The sequence below is a fragment of the Methanolobus vulcani genome (genome assembly GCF_006546655.1).
Taxonomy (GTDB): Archaea; Halobacteriota; Methanosarcinia; order Methanosarcinales; family Methanosarcinaceae; genus Methanolobus; species Methanolobus vulcani_A.
On sequence record NZ_VIAQ01000017.1, the window covers coordinates 22,668 to 43,612 of the forward strand.

A 20,945-nucleotide genomic window follows, 5' to 3' on the forward strand; every position below is an offset into this window, starting at 1 on the left:
TTGGCTTAATGATAAAATTGGGGTTGTGAAAGAAATAAAAACAGCGTACATGAGCCAGAAAAGTTTCGATAATCGTGCTCAAGCGTTTAACACTACCACTACTAAGGACACGGGTACTAAAGTCACAGTGTGAGTTGTGATGGTGTTTGACATTAGCAGGAGATATTAGGCGAGGGTATTTAAGAGTATTGGAACTTAATCATTAAAAGATAGTTAATTTATTAAATTCTGAAAGATCTTTATTCAAATTCAGTTGTTTAAAAGTCTGTCATAACAGACCATATAATAAATGGTATAAATATATCAAACGTATAATTGTATATAGATTGTTTAATCTGAATTTTGAAATTAAAGAACAGAGTGATATGAAATAAAGCTAGAAGATTTGAACACGCACATTATCTCAAAGGGAGATTAACGAATGAGTTCTTCTGATAAGAATAAAAATATGGATGAAATTGAACATTCAATTGAAAGAAGACTTAATTATGAGCGTGCTTCGGTCAAATGCATGCGTACTTTGCTTGAGCCTGGGAGTATAGATAATATCTTACCCAGAATACTTAACATTGTACACAGGGTTGTAGACAACAGCAGAACCTATATTTTTAAAAATGAACTCGATCCTGACCTCGGTCTCTGTATGTCCCAGATATATGAAGCAGTTTCTTACGGTATTGAACCCCAGATAGACAATCCTGAACTGCAATATCTTTCTTATAATGAAGCTACACCCACATTGTTAACTGTTTTAGAATCCAGACAGCATTTTGCACATTTAGTAGAAGAACTTGACGACCCGGAGAGAACAATCCTTTCAGAGCAAGGCATTCTTTCAGTACTTATTATCCCTATCTATGCCGGTAAGGACTTCTGGGGCTTTATCGGCTTTGATGATTGTGTAAAAGCCCGTGAATGGGATGAAAATGATATAGACCTTCTGCGAATGATTGCTGATGGTATCGGAGAGTTTATTTCCCACCGGAAAGCCGAAAATGAACTGAGAGAAAGTGAAGAAAGGTACAGAGCACTTCACAATGCAACCTTTGGGGGTATCCTTATTCATGACAAAGGAAGAATCCTTGACTGCAATCAGGGATTGGTTGACATGACAGGATACTCAAAGGAAGAACTACTTGCAAATGATAGTTTTACTATTGTTACAAAGGAGTCCAAACATATTGTAATGGAGAAATTAGCCTCCCGGTCAGAGGAACCATACGAAATTACAGGTCGCCGAAAAGACGGAACAGAGTATCCAATAAGAGTGCAGGCAAAAAATATTCCCTATAAAGGAAAGCAAGTCAGAGTTACTGAATTAAGGGACATAACTGAAGAGAAAGAGTCTGAAAAAGCATTAAAAGAAAGCGAAGAAAGATTCAAAGCTTTGCACCAAGGATCTTTTGGCGGGATTTTCATACACATAAATGATATCATAATTGAGTGCAATCAGGGACTTTCAGAAATTACAGGTTATTCACAGGATGAATTAATAGGTAAAAAAGGAATTACACTTGCAGCCGAGCGTTGCAGAGACAAAATCCTGGATGTTATAGCCACAGATTATGAAGAACCATTTGAAGTAATCGGACTTAGAAAAGATAGGACTGAGTATCCACTTAAGGTTCAGGCTAAGACCATCCCATATAAAGGAAAAAATGTAAGGATTGTAGAATTCAGAGATATAACCGAGCGGAAAGAATCTGAAAAGGCGCTCAGGGACAGTGAAAGAAAATTCATGAATTATCTGGAAAATGCACCGTATGGAATCCTCATTCTAGATGAACATGGAAACTATCTGGAAGTTAACAAAACTGCCTGTAAATTAACCGGTTATGATGAAAATGAGCTTACACAGATGAATATAAGTGATATTATTGCTCCCGAATCATTGATAACCGCAGGACAGAGTTTTGATGAACTAAAAACCCGTGGCTATACTTCTACTGAACTACAAGTAACACACAAGGACGGGAGTGTAAGCTGGATAAGGAGAGATGGTACTAAACTTTCAGATAATAGATTTATCCTGTTTAGCAGTGACATTACTGAAATGAAAAAAGCTGAACACTCTTTGATAGAAGCCAAAATGCTTGCAGAGCACAACAACCGTATCAAATCAGAATTCCTGGCAAATATGAGTCATGAATTGCGTACCCCTCTTACCGCTGTAATAGGATTTTCCGATATCCTGCAGGAAGGTGTAGCAGGTGAGCTCACAGAAAAACAACTTGGATATGTGGACCATATCAACAAAAGTGGTAACCATCTTCTTGAGATCATAAATGATATTCTAGACCTGTCAAAAATAGAAGCTGGTAAAATGGAACTGGAATGTGAAGATTTTAATGTATCTGAACTTATTGATGAAACTCTGAAATCCATGTACCCGATGTCAGGAAAAAAGAATATTAAACTCTATTTGAGGAACAACATCAATAATGGAAATGTCCATGCTGATAAAATTAAAATCCGGCAGATACTGTATAATCTTCTTAGTAACGCTATTAAATTTACTCCTGACAACGGAGAAGTCTTTATCAGCATAGAAAAAACAGAGAATGGAATACAGGTCTCTGTTACTGATACAGGAATTGGAATTCCGTCAGAAATGCAGGATGAGATATTCAGTCCTTTTACACAGGTGGATGCTTCCAGCAAAAGAAGGTATGGTGGCACTGGCCTTGGACTTGCACTTGTAAAACAGTTCGTTGAAATGCATAATGGGAAAGTCTGGCTTGAAAGTGAAGAGGGAAAGGGCAGTACTTTTACTTTTACAATAAAAAATCAGAAAAAAGATGATTGATTTTATCTGCCTTTCCAAATTGCAGGACATTATTATCCCGTACTCAATCCCGTATTTCTTTAGCACCTACAAACGTTATCCATAACACCCATATAAGCTCCCCCATTGTGAAGATATCAATAAAGGATGGCACATATCCTATCAGGAAATATGAGACAGTTGCTCCCAGATATCCCAAAGATCCGACATATAATAGATATCCAATCCATTTTGGAAACATTCCCGATCTGATAACCAGCGTACCAATTGGTATAAGCCACAGTCCCCAGAAGACTTCTGCGAGGTGCATTGCTTCAGGCATGATTATTGCCATCAATGAGAAAGGTACTCCTAAAAGACCGAATATGACTATCAGCGATGCCTGTTCCTTATCGGTATCCATGAATAATTTATACAGCAATAACGCAACAACTATCTGAAACACCTGTACAACAATCTGGCCTAACTGACCAATTTTGAATAATGTCGATTCGCTGGCAAGTGTCGGTGCATACAGCAATGAAAACATGCTTATGACAGTCCATACCGGATAAAGAATTCTAAGTTGGGTTATGGTTTTCATGATAATAATTTTGGTGGGGGTGGCATATATGTATTGGCTTATTAATAAAATTAGGGTTGTTATATGAGTAGAATTCCCACACTCAACCTACAATCACTTATTCCTTAGACTTAACATACTTCCTTGCAATAGCTACCCCTTTCCACTTTTTCTTCTCAACTCCTTTCAGACCGATCTCAGCCTTGTCTGCCTGGAAGGCCAGCTCATCGCTGAGCTTATGATAGCTGTCAAACCTTTCCTGAGATATGATGCCATCATCAACCGCTTTTCTGACGGCACAGTGGGGCTCATTGCGGTGTGTACAATCCTTGAAACGGCAATTTTGGGCAAGTTCGGCAATGTCGGAAAATGTCCTGTCGATGCCATCGGATGAATCTCCAAGCTGTATCTCACGGATGCCAGGGTTATCGATGAATATCGTGCCATTTGGGAGAGTAAAAAGCTGTCTTACAGTGGTGGTGTGTCTTCCTTTATCATCATCTTCACGTACACTTAATGTCTTCTGGATATCGTGACCTAAAAGAGCATTGATGAGGGTGGATTTGCCAACACCTGAGGAACCGATGAGTGCTATCGTTTCACCGGGATTCATGAAAGAGTCCAGTTCTTCTAGGTTTGCATTTGTAAGAGCACTGAGAGTTATTACCGGAACATCATCTGCGATATCTCTTATTTCCTGTATCGTTTCTGACACATCATCCGGCAGGCTTCCGGCAAGATCGATCTTGTTAATAACAATAACAGGTCTTGCACCGGAAGAATAAACAATTGTGAGATATCTTTCGAGTCTTCGCACGTTAAGATCGTGTCCCACTGCTGTGACAATGAAAATCGTATCAATATTTGCAGCTATCAACTGCTCTTCACCGGACTCACCTGCAGAACCTCTAGAAAGACAGGATGTTCGTGGGAGAATGTCAACAATTGTGTATGAACCTATGTCACTCTGGTCAAGCAGTACAACAAAGTCCCCGACAACAGGCTGTTTGCCAACCTTACGCATGGCTCCTGATATTGCTGCCTGTATCTCACCATTTTCAGTAAGGATATTGAAGACCGTTTTATGCTGGGTCGAAATCCTCCCGGGAATATAAGGGCCTTTGTAGGCTGAAAAAGCAGATTCAAGTGAAGTATTCCATCCGGGAATCATACTTTCATCTGAAGTATTACTTTTTTTGTTCCTGTATTCATCATTCATACCTTTTACTCAAGATACTATGATGAATAAACTTTTTGACAGGAAATAAAATAAAATATTGAGAAAATATGAAAAGGAACACTCAGAATACAAAAAATGACGATTAAATATTCTTAAAATCAGTGAACAGATTAAAGAAAAACAAAAAAACAACAGAGGAGAAAATTCCCCTCAGTTCTTAAAAGACTTACTCAAAAGCAACTCCATCTACATAAAGTGTGTAACCGTTCAACTCGATGTTGTCGGTACTTCCACTTAGTTCTGTAACATAGCTGTCACCGGTGAGCGTCCATGTACTTGTATCATCGAGTGTTACTGAAAGCACAGAAGCTGCTGTTCCGTCTGAGTTTATTGCACCGGTATATGTTGATCCATCTGATATTGACAGGGTCATTTCAGATATTGAATCTACCATTATGTCACCTGTTGCAGTTTGGTCAACAAAGTTGACTTCGCAAACACCGCCATTGGAACCTTCAGTTCCCCAGCCATTTAAACCATCGTTACCTGCTATCAATATAAGGTATGTATCGTCAGCAAGTGTCAGGTCAACATCGGTTAGCGTGATAACACTCTCAGTATTTGTGACGTAGAACATGTCTCCATTATTGGAAACTAGAGATCCGCCGGTCATTGTGAATGAACTGGTTCCGACTTCTGCATCACCGGACATACTCTGGTATAGCATCACATTGTGGATGTTCTCTGAACTTTCATCGCCGTATACACCGTCCATATTTCCTGTAACATCACAATCATTGATTGTAACGGAATTCAATCCTTCAACAACAACTGCTTCAGAAGTTTCTGCTGTAAGGGTTGCATTGCTTACTGTAACATCTGCTGTGCTGTAGATTGCAGGTGCACCTGAGCTTCCACTGGTTGTGTATGTTCCGCCATCAACAACCATTGTTCCGCCGCCACGGTCACTGCGTATTGCAGCCTTCACTGTTGCAAAAACATCCAGGTTGGTTGCATACATTGTTCCGCCACCGGCAACTTCGATACCACCGGCATTTCCTCCGGAAACATCGATCTCAGTGTCTTCTATGTATATTGTTGCACCATCGTATGCAAAAACACCATTGGAACCTTCAGTTGTAGCTGTAACCGAACCTCCATTTATGTAAAGGACTGAATTATCCAGTGCGAGGATTGCAGAATTCAGACCATAGAAACTTGATGCATCACTGCTTGATGCAGAACCATCTGTTTTCTCAACGGTCACATCAGTGAGTGTTGCAGTAACTTCGTCTTCAGCTCTGATCGTATTTTCATCGTCATTTGCAGATGTGTATGTTCCTCCTTCTAGCTCTTCACCATCAGCTAAGACATATGCTCCAGTGCCGGTATCAACACTAGAAGAACCACTGTCTCCACCAGGAGGTGTGCCCATTTCACCACCTTCCATTCCATCAGGTGGGGGTCATGTTTCCGTCCATTCCAGTTGGTGCATCTTCCATTTTTTCCATTTGTACATCCGATGAATTAGTATCACTGGATGTTTGTTCTTCCTGAGTAGTGGTACAACCGGAAGTAAGAACCACTAATACAAGAAAAACCATTAGTGTATAAATTTTAAAATTTTTCATACAAGTACCTTCCTATTCTCCTATTTTTTTTATTCCTTATTAGAATTAAATTAATTAGTGTACAGTTCTTTAACCTAAAATAATTAAATACATATTAAAATTGATTGAAATATGGTTGTGAGATAGGATTTACACCCTATCTCAAGGTGGTGGTATTGTGGATAGTTTACATCAAATCGTTTTTGTTTATCTTACAATCATTCTTCGGCTTTAATGTGTTTTTTAGGTAAAACAGCCTTGAGCACAACGGCTGTTGCAGCCATACAGGCCACACCTTTCAGGATCTTGTGTTTCATTCATAGCCTCCTTTTAGTGCTTTTTTGTTATTATTGATTGGTAGCTCAGGCAACAAAACCTGCAGCAAAGCCCTGAACATTGCAAACAATAGCAATATCGGACCCACGAATGTCATCCATGTATTTCTCATTACATTTCCTCCATCGTAATTTTGTATTTTTTATCAGATTACATTGAACTCTGAATGTTAGTCCGAGTCAGTGTTCTTCTGACAAAAACCTGATTAGCTGACTTTAATATAAGCATACTTAACAAAAGAAGGATTTATTATGAGGTTAAATTGGAAAATAAAGCTTTATAAAAGCTTCATTTCCTCAGATATTCTTTAAAAAACTAAAAAGAATGGACAGATACCTTTAGGCATCCATTCACTCAATAGCCTTCATCGCCTTACAAAATAGTACATTTTTCCCGTTCCACATATCTATCTCCGGCAACACATCATCGAAACATTCGATGTTCTCAAAACCTTCCGGCCCTAGTATCGGTTTCAGGTCATTGGAAGCAAAGAAATGTGTCCAGAAGCGATAGACATCAAAATTATCTGATTCGTCCATCACTATATGCTGATACAGTATCACCTTCTCATCCGGATACAGGAAAGAATCAGAGAGTATCAGATATGAGCTGTCTTTCCAGAAGCCACTCTCTTCTATTTCCCATGTCCTTTGCGAGATTTTGGTTTTGAGATTATTGTCACTCAGGACATCAAAAATAAAAATCCCACCTGGTTTTAAGGCCCTGCGGACTTTCCTGATGAGCGTTTCTCTATCATGCGGTTTCAGTACACCAAAGTCTGTGAAGACCATCATCACAAGATCGTACTTATTATCCTCATTGAGTTTGAAATAGTTCAGGTTCACATATTTGATATCTAAACATTTGTTTCTGGCCTGCTTTCTGGCATACTCAATAGAATTCTTCGAGAAATCGACACCTGTAACACTGTGTCCTCTCTCTGCAATGAGTTCGCAATACAGACCCGGACCGCATCCGAGGTCAAGTACTGTCATCTTTTCCTTATTCACCGAATTCAAGATCCAGTCAATTGTACTCTCAATCGATGACCTTCTCCTGCTTGCCAAATCTATATCCGGATTTAAATGAATGTTCAACAACTGTTCCGAAATGTGGGCATCCGTCCACATAACCGCATTTCCTTCAGCATATAGCTGTGGTTTCTGTGTAAACTCAATAATATCTGTTAAATTCATAAGCGAGCCCTCCTTTAATGGAAAAATCCGGGACTCGAAATCTTCGATTAACCGCTAACAACTTTCAATAGAACAGGATGCTTAGTTGTTGTTCATCAGAATAGGTAGATAACGCATTTTATTAAAAATTTGTGCTGAATTTAGATCCATAATAGTTAATAAAAAAAGCTTACTGGGTAATCAGAACAGGTATTCATATAAGTTTATTTTCTGTAATATATGCTTCAGGATGCTTTATGTATATACAGTTCTGTTGGATTTTTTGATTGAATGGAATATATTTTATCAAACACCTGTTGAACAATTGAGAAATTAATAAGTTAAGTCGCTTAGTTAAACCCCCTATCATAAAATTTTCTGAATCTCTCACAGAGGATTAGTTACATACATAAATAATTGTGAGGGGATACCTTATACAAGCCAATACAATAACAGATTTTATATATTATTGGATAATATATTGTTCAGATTATGCACAATAATAATTACAATTACATTTGCATGAATACATTACATTGACAACTGGCTAATAGGGGAGATGTTGATGCAAACTGAAAAAACTGAAAATTCATCTTTAACAGCTGATCAAACACACACAGAGCCATTAATATTTGATAGAGAAGCTCTCTTCAGGCAAACCCAGAATAACGTAAATCTTGTTCAAAAACTTATAGTAATCTATCAGGAAGAAATGTCAAAAAGTCTGAACGAACTCAGGACATATGTGCAAATAAAAGACTATGATAAAATCAGTTCCTGTGCGCATAATGTCAAAGGAGCTTCAGCCAATATGGGATGTATGGCCCTCAGTTGTACCGCTGCAAAAATGCAGGAAGCAGCCATTAAGTGTCAATACGATACTACATTCAATACCCTGTCAGAGATGGAAATGCAGTATGATATCCTGTTAAATTATATTGGAGAAATCTGAAATGAAAATATTAGTTGCAGATGATGGCCTTACATCACGAACTATGCTGTCAGCAGCTATCAATGGTTGGGGACATGAGACTATTACAGCAGCCGACGGTAATGAAGTATGGGCTATCATGCAGAAAGATAATGCTCCAAAATTACTCATACTCGACTGGATGATGCCAGGTATCAATGGTGTGGAACTGTGCAGGAAACTGCGTTCAAAAATGCCAAATGATGCTATATATATCATTCTTTTGACATCAAAGAGCAATCCACAGGACATTGCCGAGGGACTTGAAGCAGGAGCAGACGATTATATTATCAAACCATTTGAAAATCTTGAACTCCGGGCCCGTGTCAATGTCGGAATTAGGATACTTACATTAAGCGAAGAAAAACTGGAACCTGAAAAAAACAGATGTGCCATTGATGCCATCGATGAGATATGCCAGGAAATGGTCCAGCCCATGCAATCTGTTCTCGGTTGGTCGGAAATGCTCCTCATGGACCTTCCAGAAAGCGATATAAACTACAAAACATTGAAAACCATAAAGGAAGGAGTGGGACAAATTGGATCACTCACCAAAAGAATAATGGCTATATCAAGTAAACAGAAAAAGTAAAACGTCTGAAAACGTCTTGCTTTTCTTTTTTCCGATACTATTTTTTCTATTATGACCATTTATTTTCTCTTTTATTTTGCATCAAGCTGTTTTTATAAGACCTGAAAATAAACTGTATAAATGCACATCATAACATGAAAATAAAATATATACAACATACAGAACTTTTATTGACTTATATAATTGCTTGAATATCGAGGATTTCTACAGAGCCTCCTGCTGATTGAAGTTTTATATGTATGCTAGTTGTGGTTATTCAAACAAAGCTACCTTGAGGAAAATTATTTTACATGAAATAAGAACAATAAAAAAAATTAATATACATTGAATACTTCAAAATTTGTAATGACATCAGATGAATTGCATTACCTCACACCACATGAAGTGGCCAAAAAACTCAGGGTTGAAACAAAAACTATTCACACATGGCTTCAGGAAGGAACCATGGACGGTTTAAAAGTGGGTAGGCTCTGGAGAATACCACGTACTCAACTGGAACAGGCAAATGATAATTGTTTTACGAACAGTTCCGGTACTTTGAGTATTAGTGTCAAAGAGATACCACGCAACATGTGTGACTACGATAAGACCTGTGAAGAATGGACCAATGAAGTACCTGAGTATTTCAATTTCGGATATGATGTAATAGATGCCTGGGCAAAGGAGGACCGTAACAAACTTGCAATGATCTGGGCCAATCAGAATGGTGAAGAGAAAAGATATACCTTCCGGGACATGATGAAGCTCTCTAACCAGGCGGCAAACATCCTTATCAAGTACGAGATCAACAAAGGTGACAGGGTCGTCCTGATGCTTCACCGCGTGCCTGAATGGTGGATCTTCGTGATAGCGCTCATAAAGCTAGGTGCTGTTGTATGCCCATGTCCGACACTTCTTACACCAAGCGACCTTCAGTACAGGATCAATGCAGGTAAGTTCAAGATGATTATTACTGATATAGAAAATACGCCCAAGGTCGATGAGATACGTGACGAATGCCCAACGCTTAAGGAATGCATGGTCATTGACGGAAAAGGTGACGATTGGATTAATTTCCAGTCTGAGCTCCTGTATCCTGCTCCTGTGTCCCATCATTCGGTTTCGATTCCTGCATTAACCCGTTCATCCGATCCCATGTTAATATACTTCACTTCGGGAACAACAGGCAAAGCAAAGATGGCGCTTCACAACCATGCATATCCTCTGGGTCACAGGGTCACTGCTGAATTATGGCAGGACCTGACAGAGAATGACCTGCATTTTACTTTCTCGGATACCGGATGGGCAAAATGCGCATGGGGGAAGATATTCGGACAATGGATCGCTGGTTCATGCAATCTTGTGTATGATATCAGGGGAAAGTTCGAAGCAACTGAGATCCTTCCGCTTATTGAGAAATATGAGGTTACAACTTTCTGCTGTCCACCTACAGTTTACAGAATGCTCATACTTGCCGACCTGAGCAAGTTCGATCTCAGCCAGCTCCGTCATTGTTGCAGTGCAGGTGAACCGTTGAACCCTGAAGTTATCAAGGTATGGAAAGAGGGTACGGGTCTTAACATCTATGAAGGCTATGGGCAGACCGAGACATGCTGTGCGATCGCATCATTTGCCTGTCTGGAAAATAAGGCCGGATCAATGGGAAAACCTTCTCCAGGATGGAACATTGAGCTTCATGATGAAGAGGGAAAGCCGGTAAAAAACTTTGAGGAAGGAAGAATCGCTATTTCACTTGACCCGCGTCCTTTGGGACTTCTTGTCAAATATCTCAACAATGATGAAGAGAACGCAAAGTCGTTCCAGAACGGATTTTACTACACGGGAGATAAGGCTTATATGGACGATGATGGTTATTTCTGGTTTGTTGGCCGTGATGATGATGTCATCAAGAGTTCGGGATATCGTATCGGTCCTTTCGAGGTGGAGAGTGCACTCCTTGAACATCCCGCAGTACAGGAATCTGCTGTAATAGGCTCTCCTGATAATATCCGGGGAATGATCGTTAAGGCATTTATAGTGCTGAATGATGGTTTTGAACCTTCTGAGAAACTTATAGAGGAACTCCAGAACCATGTGAAGGCGACCACTGCACCATACAAATACCCTCGTGCCATAGAGTTTGTAAAAGAGCTGCCAAAATCCATTGGCGGCAAGATCAAGCGAAAAGAGCTCAGGGATATGGATGCTAAAAGGCTTCAGTGTGAGTAATAAGTATACACCATAACAAGTCGGATGATTGTTAGAAGCAATTATGCAAGTCAATAAAAGTTCTATATGTTGTCCTGAATGGTGATTTAAATGGGCTTTCAACAGAGCCCATTTTTCTTTCTTTTTAATACGGCTGAGACTAAAAAAGAAATTTATTCTATTTCTCTTTCCGATTCACCACAAAAAATAGTAGCATTAAAATCATGCTCGTAAAAACTGCACCCAGGAAAGGAGAACTTTTAGTTTCACCGTTGAGCGAATTACTTTGCAGGTTATCGATGAGAACATTTTCTTCCAGGTTTTGATCCGCTATATTGTTATTCAGGCTAGTGTTCTTGCTGGATTGTTCAACATGTATTCCATATCTATTGTTGTTTTGCGCAATATTGCTGTTAAGGATACAATTTTCAGCATCTATAAGTACAAAACCGAATTCGTTTGAACTTGCACTATTGTTTTTTACTACATTGCTATTACCTGATACCATAAACCCGGCATCAGTATTTGACTTTGCAATATTGTTCTCTAAAACGTTGTTGTTTCCTCTGATCTTGAATCCGAAGTCCTTGTTTGAGTTTGCAATATTGTTGTTCAGTTTGCAGTTGCTGCCATCAATAGAAAAACCATAGATATTCTTGTTATTTGAAGCGTCGTTGTAGCTAAGTACATTATTAGCGCAGTTATAAACTTCAATTCCGCCATAATTCAGGGTTACAGTGTTGTTAATCAGCACGTTGTTGTCACAGCCCATATACAGGAAAATACCAGGTTGATTTCCTCTGGTTACGGTGTTATCAAATAACTCGTTGGAGCTTGATTCCTGAAGCCACATGCCATATAAGCTACTTTTGAAAACAATGTTGTTTATTATTTTGTTTTCATTTGAATCAATAAGAAAAACTCCAATATTATTTGTCAGATTGTTTCCTATTATCTGGCAACCCTTTACATTATCCAACCACACCCCAGCTTTATCATCTCCACTTTGATCATATACAGCTCCCCTTATTGTAAGGCCGCTAATTGTAACATTGTTTGCAGTCACGTAAAATACATTATCTTCCGTACTTTTTGCTTCCACAATCGAATTCGCAGGATCTTCCGTCGTTGACAGTATTGCCAATTCCTTATCAACTTCTATATTTTCGGAATAAATCCCCGGATAAATGAGAATGATATCTCCATCTGTTGCATTATCCACAGCATTCTGTATAGATGGATAATCAGCTTCTCCGCTACCACCAACTGTGAATATTGATTTATCAAATACATTGTTCTCTGCTGCATTTCTCAGAGCCTTAACATAATCTGAAGCATAATCCGTTACTTCGGATTTATATTCCAGAAGCTCATCCGGAGTCAGTTCATACAGTACATCTTTTTCTACATCGGTGTATTCTTCTCCTGAGCTTGGAGGATATTTTATCCAATCTGAACTATAGGCAACAATAACAACTTTGCCATCTTTTGTTTTATTTGTCAGTTCCATTACGTAGTCAGTATAATTCACTTCAATAATGCCAATAATAATTGTTTCTGTTACTGTGAAACCTGCTCTGCTATTATCAACACCCACAACCTTCCCTCCGTAGGTCCTGATCTTTTCGCTCGTAACAGCATCTTCAGAAACGGTGGAAGTCTGATTGAGTTCCAGATGGAATTGCTGACCCAAAATATCCATAGTAACCTCTCCATCGGACACATCATCCAGAAATATATCGGGATTGGCTGTGACTGTCTCATAATAATTGAGGTAATCATTTTGCCTGAGTGATGAATTATTGATGTTTACCGGTTCAAATATGCTATTTGCATTATCACTTGCATTTGCAGCTGAAAAAACTGAAAACAGCATAATACAAAAAACAGCAGCTAAAAGCAAAATTGTGGCTTTAAATATTTTCTTTGACTTCAACTTTTCACCTTGAATTCTCGATTCAGAATCCTATTGTTTTAAAATTTATTTACAATGGATATAAATAACTAGTTTATGGCCAGAAAATCAAACTGAAAGTCCTTGTACTCTATTTCTATCAACAACACCCTTAAATACCAGATTTACTTATTGTTGTCGTGACAACAGTTGTGTGCACAACTGTGAGCCAGGAGTAAATATGGACGAACTACCACTCGCAGCATTCATCTCAATAACATATCGAAGTCAATTTGTGAAAATAAATAATCAGATGAAAGAATTTGATCTTTCTGCAGGCCAGTTCTTCGTACTCATGGTACTTTCGCGGCATCAGGGAATCACACAGGATACACTTTCATGTGCACTGCTCATAGACAAAGGAAGTATTGCACGAGCGGTTAGGGTTCTTGAAAATAAGGGTTTTGTTAAACGCGTCACAGATGAAACAAATCGTAGAGCTGTACGTGTCTATCTGACAAAAAAAGGAGAACAGCTTATTCCAAAAGTATCAAAATTTGAAGAGGAAATGGAAGAAGCTTCACTCTCCGGACTCACTGAAGATGAAAAAAAGCAAACAAAAATATTACTCAAAAAAATAGCACAGAACTGTTACGAAGCAGCATACAAAAATGGTGATAGAAAATGGAAGGATTTTCCCCCGAAAGACCTCTAAAAATTGGTCAAAAACAAAATTCAAATAAAAAATATGAGACTTTGAAACTCATAATTATTCTAGGTACATCCATGCTGACCATCATGGGTTCCGCTGCTGTTGCACCAGCACTCCCGGAGATGTTGGAATTCTTTGCTGACGTACCAGATGCAAGCCTTTTGGTTTCCATGGTGGTCACACTTCCTGCACTTGGAATTATCATTAGTTCACCTTTCATTGGAATCCTTGCTGACAAATACAGCAGGAAGAACATGCTTATGATCGCACTTGCAATCTTTGGAATTGTAGGGGCTAGCGGTGCAGTCCTCAATTCACTATACATGATACTTGCTTTCAGAGTATTGCTGGGAATCGGTATTGCGGGAATGACAATATGTGCCACCGCTCTTTTAGCAGACAACTATTCCGGTGCGGAACTTAAGAAAAAGATCGGGCTGCAATCTGCTTGTATGGGTTTTGGGGCCGTGGTTCTTGAAGTTGCAGGCGGTGCTCTTGCAGATATCAGCTGGCATGCACCTTTTTATATCTACCTCGTCGCACTACTTATCATCCCAGGAGCCCTTATTTCAATAAAAGACTCAAAGAAGAAATCTTCAGAAAACCAAAATGGACACAAACATGCACATGCCGAGATTTCCGGAAAAAAGAAAACACTCCCACTCAAAAGTATTGCTCTTATCTATGTCGCTACATTTACTCTCATGGTTCTTTTCTTCTCAGTACCAACAAAACTTCCGTTCGTACTTGATGAGAAAGGCATTACTTCAGCACTTATAATCGGTGCTTTGATATCAATTCCAGGACTCTTCGGTACGGTTGGAGCACTCGGGCAGATAAAGGTCTCTGGATTCCTCACAGAGATGAAGACGAATCTCTTCTTCTTCATAATAATGGGGATAGGCGTATTTATTCTCTCGATAGCACCTGATATGCTATCACTCATAGCAGGGCTGATAATAACAGGAATCGCTTTTGGAATCATAAACACCACGAACCTTAGCTGGCTTGGAAGAATTGCACCCGAGGATTCACGCGGAAAAATATTTTCCGGATTTACCACTGTGCTCTTCCTGGGACAACTGGCAAGTCCTATAGTAATCCAACCAATCCTGAAAACAGGAACACTCTACGATGCTTATGCTTTCCTTGGAATTGCAGGAATATGTCTTGGAATTGTATTTGGAATTGTTAATGTTATGGGAATAATAGAGCAAACACCTGTGATTTCTGAGCATCCTACAGGAATGGAAACTGATTAACTTCTTTCTAATTTGATAGATTTTTTCCTAACCATTAAAAGTTTGATTGGTTTGGGTATTATCTATCATCCATCCACTCATCGCCGACCATAACACCATCCTTGAAGGTTATCACCCTGTCAACATACTTCACATGCCAGGGTTCGTGAGTTACCATCACGATGGTCTGGCCGTAATTGTCATTCAAATCCTTGAACACATCCAGCACCTGCTCTGAGTTTCTGGTATCAAGGTTTGCGCAGGGCTCATCGGCAAACATTATGTCAGGTTTTTTAGCTATGGCCCTTGCAATGGCCACCCTTTGCTTTTCTCCGCCTGATAACTCATCGGGGATTCTGTCATGTTTATCTTTCAGGCCAACCTTGTCCAGTGCTTCAAGGGCAACCTTATAGGATTCCTTCTTAGACTTACCTTCCATCATGGAAAGAATGTACACATTCTCGGCGGCGGTCATTTCATTGATAAGGGCATAGTCTTGGAACACATAACCAACCTGTGTCAGCCGGTAATAGCTTCTTTCCGCTTCAGGCAGGCTGGAGACTTTCAGGCCTCGAATAGTATATTCACCATCTGTTGCATCGTCTAGTAATGCCAGAATTCTCAGTATGGTGGTTTTTCCGCTTCCTGAAGCACCCATAATAGCAACGAACTCCCCTTTTTTGATCTCAAATGAAACGCCATTAAGAGCCTTTACAGTCGTGCTGCCTGAACCATAATACCTTTTGAGGTTCTTTACCTTGATCATTTTCAACGTCCCCATATGGCTTTCAGTATACTCTCCTTTGACACACTCCATGCAGGCAACGTTCCAGCTATCACTGACAGAGTAAGCATGGTAACAATACTCTGGATAATCAGCATTACATCGATCTGAGGTCTTATCTGCATGGTCCCGTAGAACGTCACAGGATTTGCCTGGAAGTAAAACATCAGTGACAGGTACAGTATCAACCCGGCAAAGATTCCCAGAGAAACATAGAACATACTGAGGAAAGTATATGACAGCACTATCGATCTTGGGGTTACACCAACAGCCTTCAGTATTCCTATCTCTTTTTTCCTGTTCAGTATATTGATGTAGATTATAATAAGTATCAATGCTGCACCCACGATAAGCCCTACGAACTTTGACATGACATCAATGGCACCCAGGCTTTGCAGTGCTTGCCTGATAAGTGTCTCCGATTTATCAGCCCATGTGAAGACCTGCTCGTTCACTCCCGCTTCCCTTATCTTGGCCTTCATTTCATCTTCAGTGCCCGGCTCATCGATCCTTACAACCACGCTGGTAGCTTTGCCTTTATCCAGACCATATACATCTTCTATCTCCTTGTAATGAACCATAGCATTCAGGTCCACAAGTTCGAAATTACCTTCCATGATACCTTTGACCTTATAGGTCCTTTTCACACCATTGCTATATGTCACATCAACAAGTGATCCCACTCTGGTTTCACCCAGATCATCATAAATTTCACCAAATGTTGTACTTGTACCTGAGATAATAGAACCAATGATGATCTCATCCCGGGAAAGTTCCCCTAGAAAATCCCCTTCTTTGATAATGTACGGATATTGTGAGATCTCATATTCCTCTGTGGGAACCACACCTGTCACAGTCACTCCCACAACATTCTGTTTATGTTCAATAGATGCCCCAACATCCAGTCTTTTGGTTGCAGCCCTTACTCCTTCAACAGCCCGAACCTTCTGCAAGACATTATCGGCGTTGTTGATGTAGGTATTATCACCTGTCGGTTCGATCACAATATCCCCATAGGGGTAGTCCTGCATGATACCGGTAAAGAGGACGGTCATTCCTCCTATCATTGATGGAAGGAACACCAGATTCATAAAAATGAGGGAAAGAACAAAGACAATGAATAAAAGTGTCTTTTTGTTCCCTCGCTTTATGCTGCTGCTTGCAATGAGAGCTCCAACCCTGATATCATCTATCATACCGGATACCTCTATTCTTTTGTGTCCTCAGCGGGGCTGCTGCTACCTTCCATTAGCTGCTTGATGATCTCATCCTTTGACTTTTTCGTTCTGTAATTATTATAGACCAGTCCACCAATTACAGCCAAAAGCAACAATACAATAATAATAATAGTTCCTGCACCGCCATTCTGTTCCATGATTATGACATTGACCTTCGTTTCGATCTGCTCCTCACCGAAATCATCGATATATGTAATGATTACAGGAATTTCGAACTCTCCAGCCTGATCTGCAACAAAAGTTATCACTGCAGGCCCGTCCTCGTCAGGATCAAGGGTTCCAATAAAGGATTCTTTTAGTCCCTGGAATGGATGGTCTGCATAGACACGTATTGAATTAATGGTCCTGTCACCTGAGTTCTCGATCCTCATGGTTAATTCCACAGTGTCATCAGTTTGAGGAAGAACTGGATTTACCTTTACAGATGCAAGGTTCAGGCTGCTTTTCCTGTCAAGCACAGTTATCTTAATATAATATTCATCTTTCTGGATGCCATAATCATCTTCATAGTCTATGATTACAGGGATATCAAAAGTTCCTGAGTTGTTTGCCTTGAACTTGAAAAGTGCGGTTTGCTTGCCCTCAGGTGCAATGGCACCAATTGTGGAACTTGTTATACCTTTGAAGCCGTGATCAAGATTAACTACTACGGATTTTGCTATGGAGTCACCAAAATTCTCGATCTCAAGGTCCAGGTCAACCGTGTCCCCTGCATAAATGTACTTAGGATCGGTAATGACAGAAGATATCCGGGGCTCGGCGTGTTCACCTGTGACTATGATCTCAACTTCATAGTATGCTGTCCTTTTTACATCCTCGCTTCCGTAAGTTAGCTTCATTTTGATAATATGAGGACCGGGGATGGCATCAGGTGTTGTTCGCATATGGTATCGCAACTGCCTTTCACTGTTCTTATATACAAATACCGGAATTTCAGCGACAAGGTCCTCTGTAATAATGATATCAGATGGAACACTGATTATCTCGAATGTGATATCCTCAGGAATCTGGGTACCGCAGTTCTCAAGGCTTATCCCCACCGTGAATTCCTCATCCCTGCCCACCGAACTTGGACTTATATCCTCCACCACCGCTCTCAAACATTCATCACCTGAAGACTCTGCCTGAACACTGGTGACTCCGGTCAATATAAGTAGCAATGTTAACATGAACAAACATACTGATACGGTATTTCTTTTCATACTCTAGTCATCTCCCTTTGAACCTTTTCTGTAAACTCCACCAGATTATTAAATATCGGGTTCAATGCAAGCATTTGCTGCTAATAGGTCTGGAAGAGAATTCATCATCTTTTCTGAGAGTTTCCACATTGTCCTCTTATATTCATAATTTCCAGTTATTACTAGAAGTTATGTAAATAACTAATATAAATATTTTAAAACAACAGCGAACTTAAAAATAGATTCAGAAGAGCCGTGATTCTTGAAGGGGCCGGCGGTGCTCTTGCAGATATAAGCTGGCATGCTCCATTTTTCATTTACCTTATAGCACTTCTGATAATTCCGGGAGCATTAGTCTCAATTAAGGATTTTAAGAAAAAAGACTCTGAAAATCAAAACAGACACAAAAATGCACATGCTGAGACTTCCGGAAAAAAGAAACTACTGCCTCTCAAAAGTATTGCTCTTATCTATGTAGCTACATTCACACTTATGGTGCTCTTCTTTTCAGTACCTACAAAACTTCCTTTCGTACTTGACGAGAAAGGTATTACATCAACACTTCTCATTGGTGCTTTGATATCAATTCCAGGACTCTTCGGTACGGTTGGAGCACTCGGGCAGATAAAGGTCTCTGGATTCCTCACAGAGATGAAGACAAATCTGCTCTTTTTCATCATGCTTGGAGCTGGCATCTTTATCCTTTCCATTAAATCTGACATGACATCACTCATAGCAGGATTGATAATAACAGGAATCGCATTCGGAATCATCAATGCAACAAACCTCAGCTGGCTTGGGAGGATAGCACCGGTAAATTCACGAGGTAAAATATTCTCTGGATTTACCACTGTTCTTTTCCTCGGTCAGCTTGTAAGTCCCATAATCATCCAGCCAATCCTTAAAACAGGAACTCTCTATGATGCATATGCTTTCCTTGGAATTGGAGGCATTGCTCTTGGACTGGTATTTGTAATTGTTAATGCTATGGAGCTTATTGAGCAAACGTCTGTGATTACTGAGCATCCTGTAGGAATTGGAATAGAAAAATAGTGAGAAGGATACAGCCCAAAATCCTTTTTAGTGAGCAAATACTTATACCCGAAAGTCATCAGCGCTGAAGAATACATTGATGATGTGAATGGGTGTTGAAATGAATAAGGAAGTAAATATCCTTGGTGGCGGATTAAGCGGACTTGCATGTGCTATCATCCTCCAGAAAAACGGATACAACGCTAATATCTATGAAAAAAGAAAGAATAGTGGTGCAAGATTTAACAGCGACTGGCAGGGACTTGAAAACTGGTCGGAAGATCTGGACGTACTTGATGAGATAAGATCATTGGGTATTGATACTGATTTTAAATATGCACCGGTTTCAGAACTGGACATTCATTACTCGGATAAGGTCCATACAATTCGTGGTGTAAACTCAGCTTATCTTGTCAAGCGTGGTACTGATAAAGATTGTCTAGATATGACCTTATTCAGGCAGGCATCGGAACTTGGGGTAAATATCCGCCATGGAACAATACCTGATGGGATCAATTTTGATATAGTTGCAACAGGACCACCCACAGGAAATGTCCTTGCAAAAGGTATAAAATTTCATACTAAAAGACCTGACAATTGCCACATGGCTTTTGGCAGCGATATTGCAAAAGGGTTCTACTCGTATCTGCTCGTAAAAAATGGTGAAGGAACGGTAGCAACCGTTTTTGATAGAAAGGATGTACGTGAATCCGAGAATTATCTTCGTAATACCATTGAATATTTTTCAGATTTTATTGATCCGGAAGAGATCAAAACCGGGAAGAAATTTGGCGGCTATGGGCATTTTGATATCAGGAAATCCCTGTATGATGACAACGGTGCAATGCTCATAGGCGAAGCTGGCGGTCTTCAGGATTATCTCTGGGGATTTGGAATGAGATATGCATTCAAAAGTGCCAGTTTTGCTGCAAGGAGCATTATGACCGGCGAATCTTATGATGATCTGATAAAAAAGAATCTTCATCAAAGACTTAAACACTCATATCGAAACAGGAAACTCTTTGAGATACTGGGTCCTCTGGCATATCCATTGGCATTTCACCTTTTCCGTGCAAGCAAAAAACCTGTCAAGCTTCTGAATATGGTTTACAGGTAAATTATCTGCACCGGAAATTTTGCTAAATTGTTATAGGAGAAGATTGCAACAAGTTGCAAGTAAAACTCCTAAAGTAATGTAAAGAATAGAGAGCACAAGCAGTCCTTTCAACACTAAAGCTGTTTGTTTTTTCATATTTGCTCTTTAGTAATTATCAGGTCTGACAATCAATGCCATTTTCAGTTTTAAAAATCTTTTCTTGCAAATATGAGTCATTAACTAAAAACAAATTCATGCATGAAAATGCAAAAACAATATTGTAGTTTTGTGGTGTCATTATATCCCTCTCATTAATATCCAGCCTTAGATATTTCTTCGAGAAGATTTACCATACCCGCAACTGCTACAA

18 protein-coding genes are annotated in these 20,945 nt (G+C 39.6%); 8 read left to right on the forward strand and 10 right to left on the reverse strand.

Annotated elements, in window-relative coordinates; genetic code table 11:
* The first annotated feature begins 421 nt into the window (after window positions 1-421).
* The gene (locus tag FKV42_RS10635) at window positions 422-2,806 is read left to right on the forward strand and encodes a PAS domain S-box protein (RefSeq protein ID WP_154810219.1); all 2,385 of its coding nucleotides are present in this window, start codon (window positions 422-424) and stop codon (window positions 2,804-2,806) included.
* A gap of 43 nt (window positions 2,807-2,849) precedes the next feature.
* Here the strand turns inward: FKV42_RS10635 and FKV42_RS10640 are convergent, their stop codons facing one another.
* The 6 genes from FKV42_RS10640 to FKV42_RS10655 form a co-directional block, all read right to left on the reverse strand.
* Window positions 2,850-3,368 carry a DUF4386 domain-containing protein gene (locus tag FKV42_RS10640; RefSeq protein ID WP_154810220.1) on the reverse strand — a complete coding sequence of 173 codons (519 nt, stop codon included), beginning with the start codon at window positions 3,366-3,368 and terminating at the stop codon, window positions 2,850-2,852.
* Between the two features lie 97 nt (window positions 3,369-3,465).
* Entirely contained in the window at window positions 3,466-4,566 is a 1,101-nt protein-coding gene (gene rsgA, locus FKV42_RS10645; RefSeq protein WP_154810221.1) for a ribosome small subunit-dependent GTPase A, read from the reverse strand.
* Window positions 4,567-4,753: 187 nt separating this feature from the next.
* On the reverse strand, window positions 4,754-5,962 hold the full coding sequence (locus FKV42_RS10650) for an autotransporter outer membrane beta-barrel domain-containing protein (protein ID WP_230375637.1): 1,209 nt from the start codon (window positions 5,960-5,962) through the stop codon (window positions 4,754-4,756).
* Between the two features lie 19 nt (window positions 5,963-5,981).
* Window positions 5,982-6,131: a hypothetical protein gene (locus FKV42_RS14150; RefSeq protein WP_230375639.1), complete on the reverse strand. Its 150-nt coding sequence runs from the start codon at window positions 6,129-6,131 to the stop codon at window positions 5,982-5,984.
* 319 nt (window positions 6,132-6,450) lie between these two features.
* Window positions 6,451-6,585 carry a hypothetical protein gene (locus FKV42_RS14240; RefSeq protein ID WP_268865983.1) on the reverse strand — a complete coding sequence of 45 codons (135 nt, stop codon included), beginning with the start codon at window positions 6,583-6,585 and terminating at the stop codon, window positions 6,451-6,453.
* Between the two features lie 238 nt (window positions 6,586-6,823).
* On the reverse strand, window positions 6,824-7,669 hold the full coding sequence (locus FKV42_RS10655; protein ID WP_154810222.1) for a class I SAM-dependent methyltransferase: 846 nt from the start codon (window positions 7,667-7,669) through the stop codon (window positions 6,824-6,826).
* Between the two features lie 544 nt (window positions 7,670-8,213).
* Between FKV42_RS10655 and FKV42_RS10660 the strand changes: the two genes are divergently transcribed.
* The 3 genes from FKV42_RS10660 to FKV42_RS10670 all read left to right on the forward strand — a co-directional run bounded on the left by FKV42_RS10660 (window position 8,214) and on the right by FKV42_RS10670 (window position 11,418).
* A complete protein-coding gene (locus FKV42_RS10660; protein WP_196214118.1) occupies window positions 8,214-8,600 on the forward strand; it encodes an Hpt domain-containing protein in 387 nt (128 codons plus the stop codon).
* Between the two features lies 1 nt (window position 8,601).
* A complete protein-coding gene (locus FKV42_RS10665; RefSeq protein ID WP_154810224.1) occupies window positions 8,602-9,210 on the forward strand; it encodes a response regulator in 609 nt (202 codons plus the stop codon).
* Window positions 9,211-9,555: 345 nt separating this feature from the next.
* Entirely contained in the window at window positions 9,556-11,418 is a 1,863-nt protein-coding gene (locus tag FKV42_RS10670) for an AMP-binding protein (protein WP_154810225.1), read from the forward strand.
* A 157-nt stretch (window positions 11,419-11,575) separates the two neighbouring features.
* Here FKV42_RS10670 and FKV42_RS10675 read toward each other — a convergent pair whose 3' ends face one another.
* Window positions 11,576-13,333: a right-handed parallel beta-helix repeat-containing protein gene (locus FKV42_RS10675; protein WP_154810226.1), complete on the reverse strand. Its 1,758-nt coding sequence runs from the start codon at window positions 13,331-13,333 to the stop codon at window positions 11,576-11,578.
* A gap of 199 nt (window positions 13,334-13,532) precedes the next feature.
* On the opposite strand from FKV42_RS10675, the gene FKV42_RS10680 reads away from it, so the two are divergent.
* Entirely contained in the window at window positions 13,533-14,006 is a 474-nt protein-coding gene (locus FKV42_RS10680) for a MarR family winged helix-turn-helix transcriptional regulator (protein ID WP_154810227.1), read from the forward strand.
* Window positions 13,976-15,265, forward strand: coding sequence for an MFS transporter (locus tag FKV42_RS10685; RefSeq protein WP_154810228.1), 1,290 nt, complete (start codon window positions 13,976-13,978; stop codon window positions 15,263-15,265). Before FKV42_RS10680 ends, FKV42_RS10685 begins: the two co-directional genes overlap by 31 nt.
* A gap of 58 nt (window positions 15,266-15,323) precedes the next feature.
* Here FKV42_RS10685 and FKV42_RS10690 read toward each other — a convergent pair whose 3' ends face one another.
* Genes FKV42_RS10690 through FKV42_RS10700 form a run of 3 tightly spaced genes read right to left on the reverse strand, consistent with a single transcriptional unit; the run spans window position 15,324 to window position 18,468 of the window.
* Window positions 15,324-16,010, reverse strand: coding sequence for an ABC transporter ATP-binding protein (locus FKV42_RS10690; RefSeq protein WP_154810229.1), 687 nt, complete (start codon window positions 16,008-16,010; stop codon window positions 15,324-15,326).
* 2 nt (window positions 16,011-16,012) lie between these two features.
* Window positions 16,013-17,224, reverse strand: a complete 1,212-nt coding sequence (locus tag FKV42_RS10695; protein ID WP_154810230.1) for an ABC transporter permease — start codon at window positions 17,222-17,224, stop codon at window positions 16,013-16,015.
* A gap of 11 nt (window positions 17,225-17,235) precedes the next feature.
* A complete protein-coding gene (locus tag FKV42_RS10700; protein WP_154810231.1) occupies window positions 17,236-18,468 on the reverse strand; it encodes a COG1361 S-layer family protein in 1,233 nt (410 codons plus the stop codon).
* Between the two features lie 234 nt (window positions 18,469-18,702).
* On the opposite strand from FKV42_RS10700, the gene FKV42_RS10705 reads away from it, so the two are divergent.
* Window positions 18,703-19,500 carry an MFS transporter gene (locus FKV42_RS10705; protein WP_154810232.1) on the forward strand — a complete coding sequence of 266 codons (798 nt, stop codon included), beginning with the start codon at window positions 18,703-18,705 and terminating at the stop codon, window positions 19,498-19,500.
* A 100-nt stretch (window positions 19,501-19,600) separates the two neighbouring features.
* Entirely contained in the window at window positions 19,601-20,596 is a 996-nt protein-coding gene (locus FKV42_RS10710) for an NAD(P)/FAD-dependent oxidoreductase (protein ID WP_154810233.1), read from the forward strand.
* Window positions 20,597-20,945: the final 349 nt, after the last annotated feature.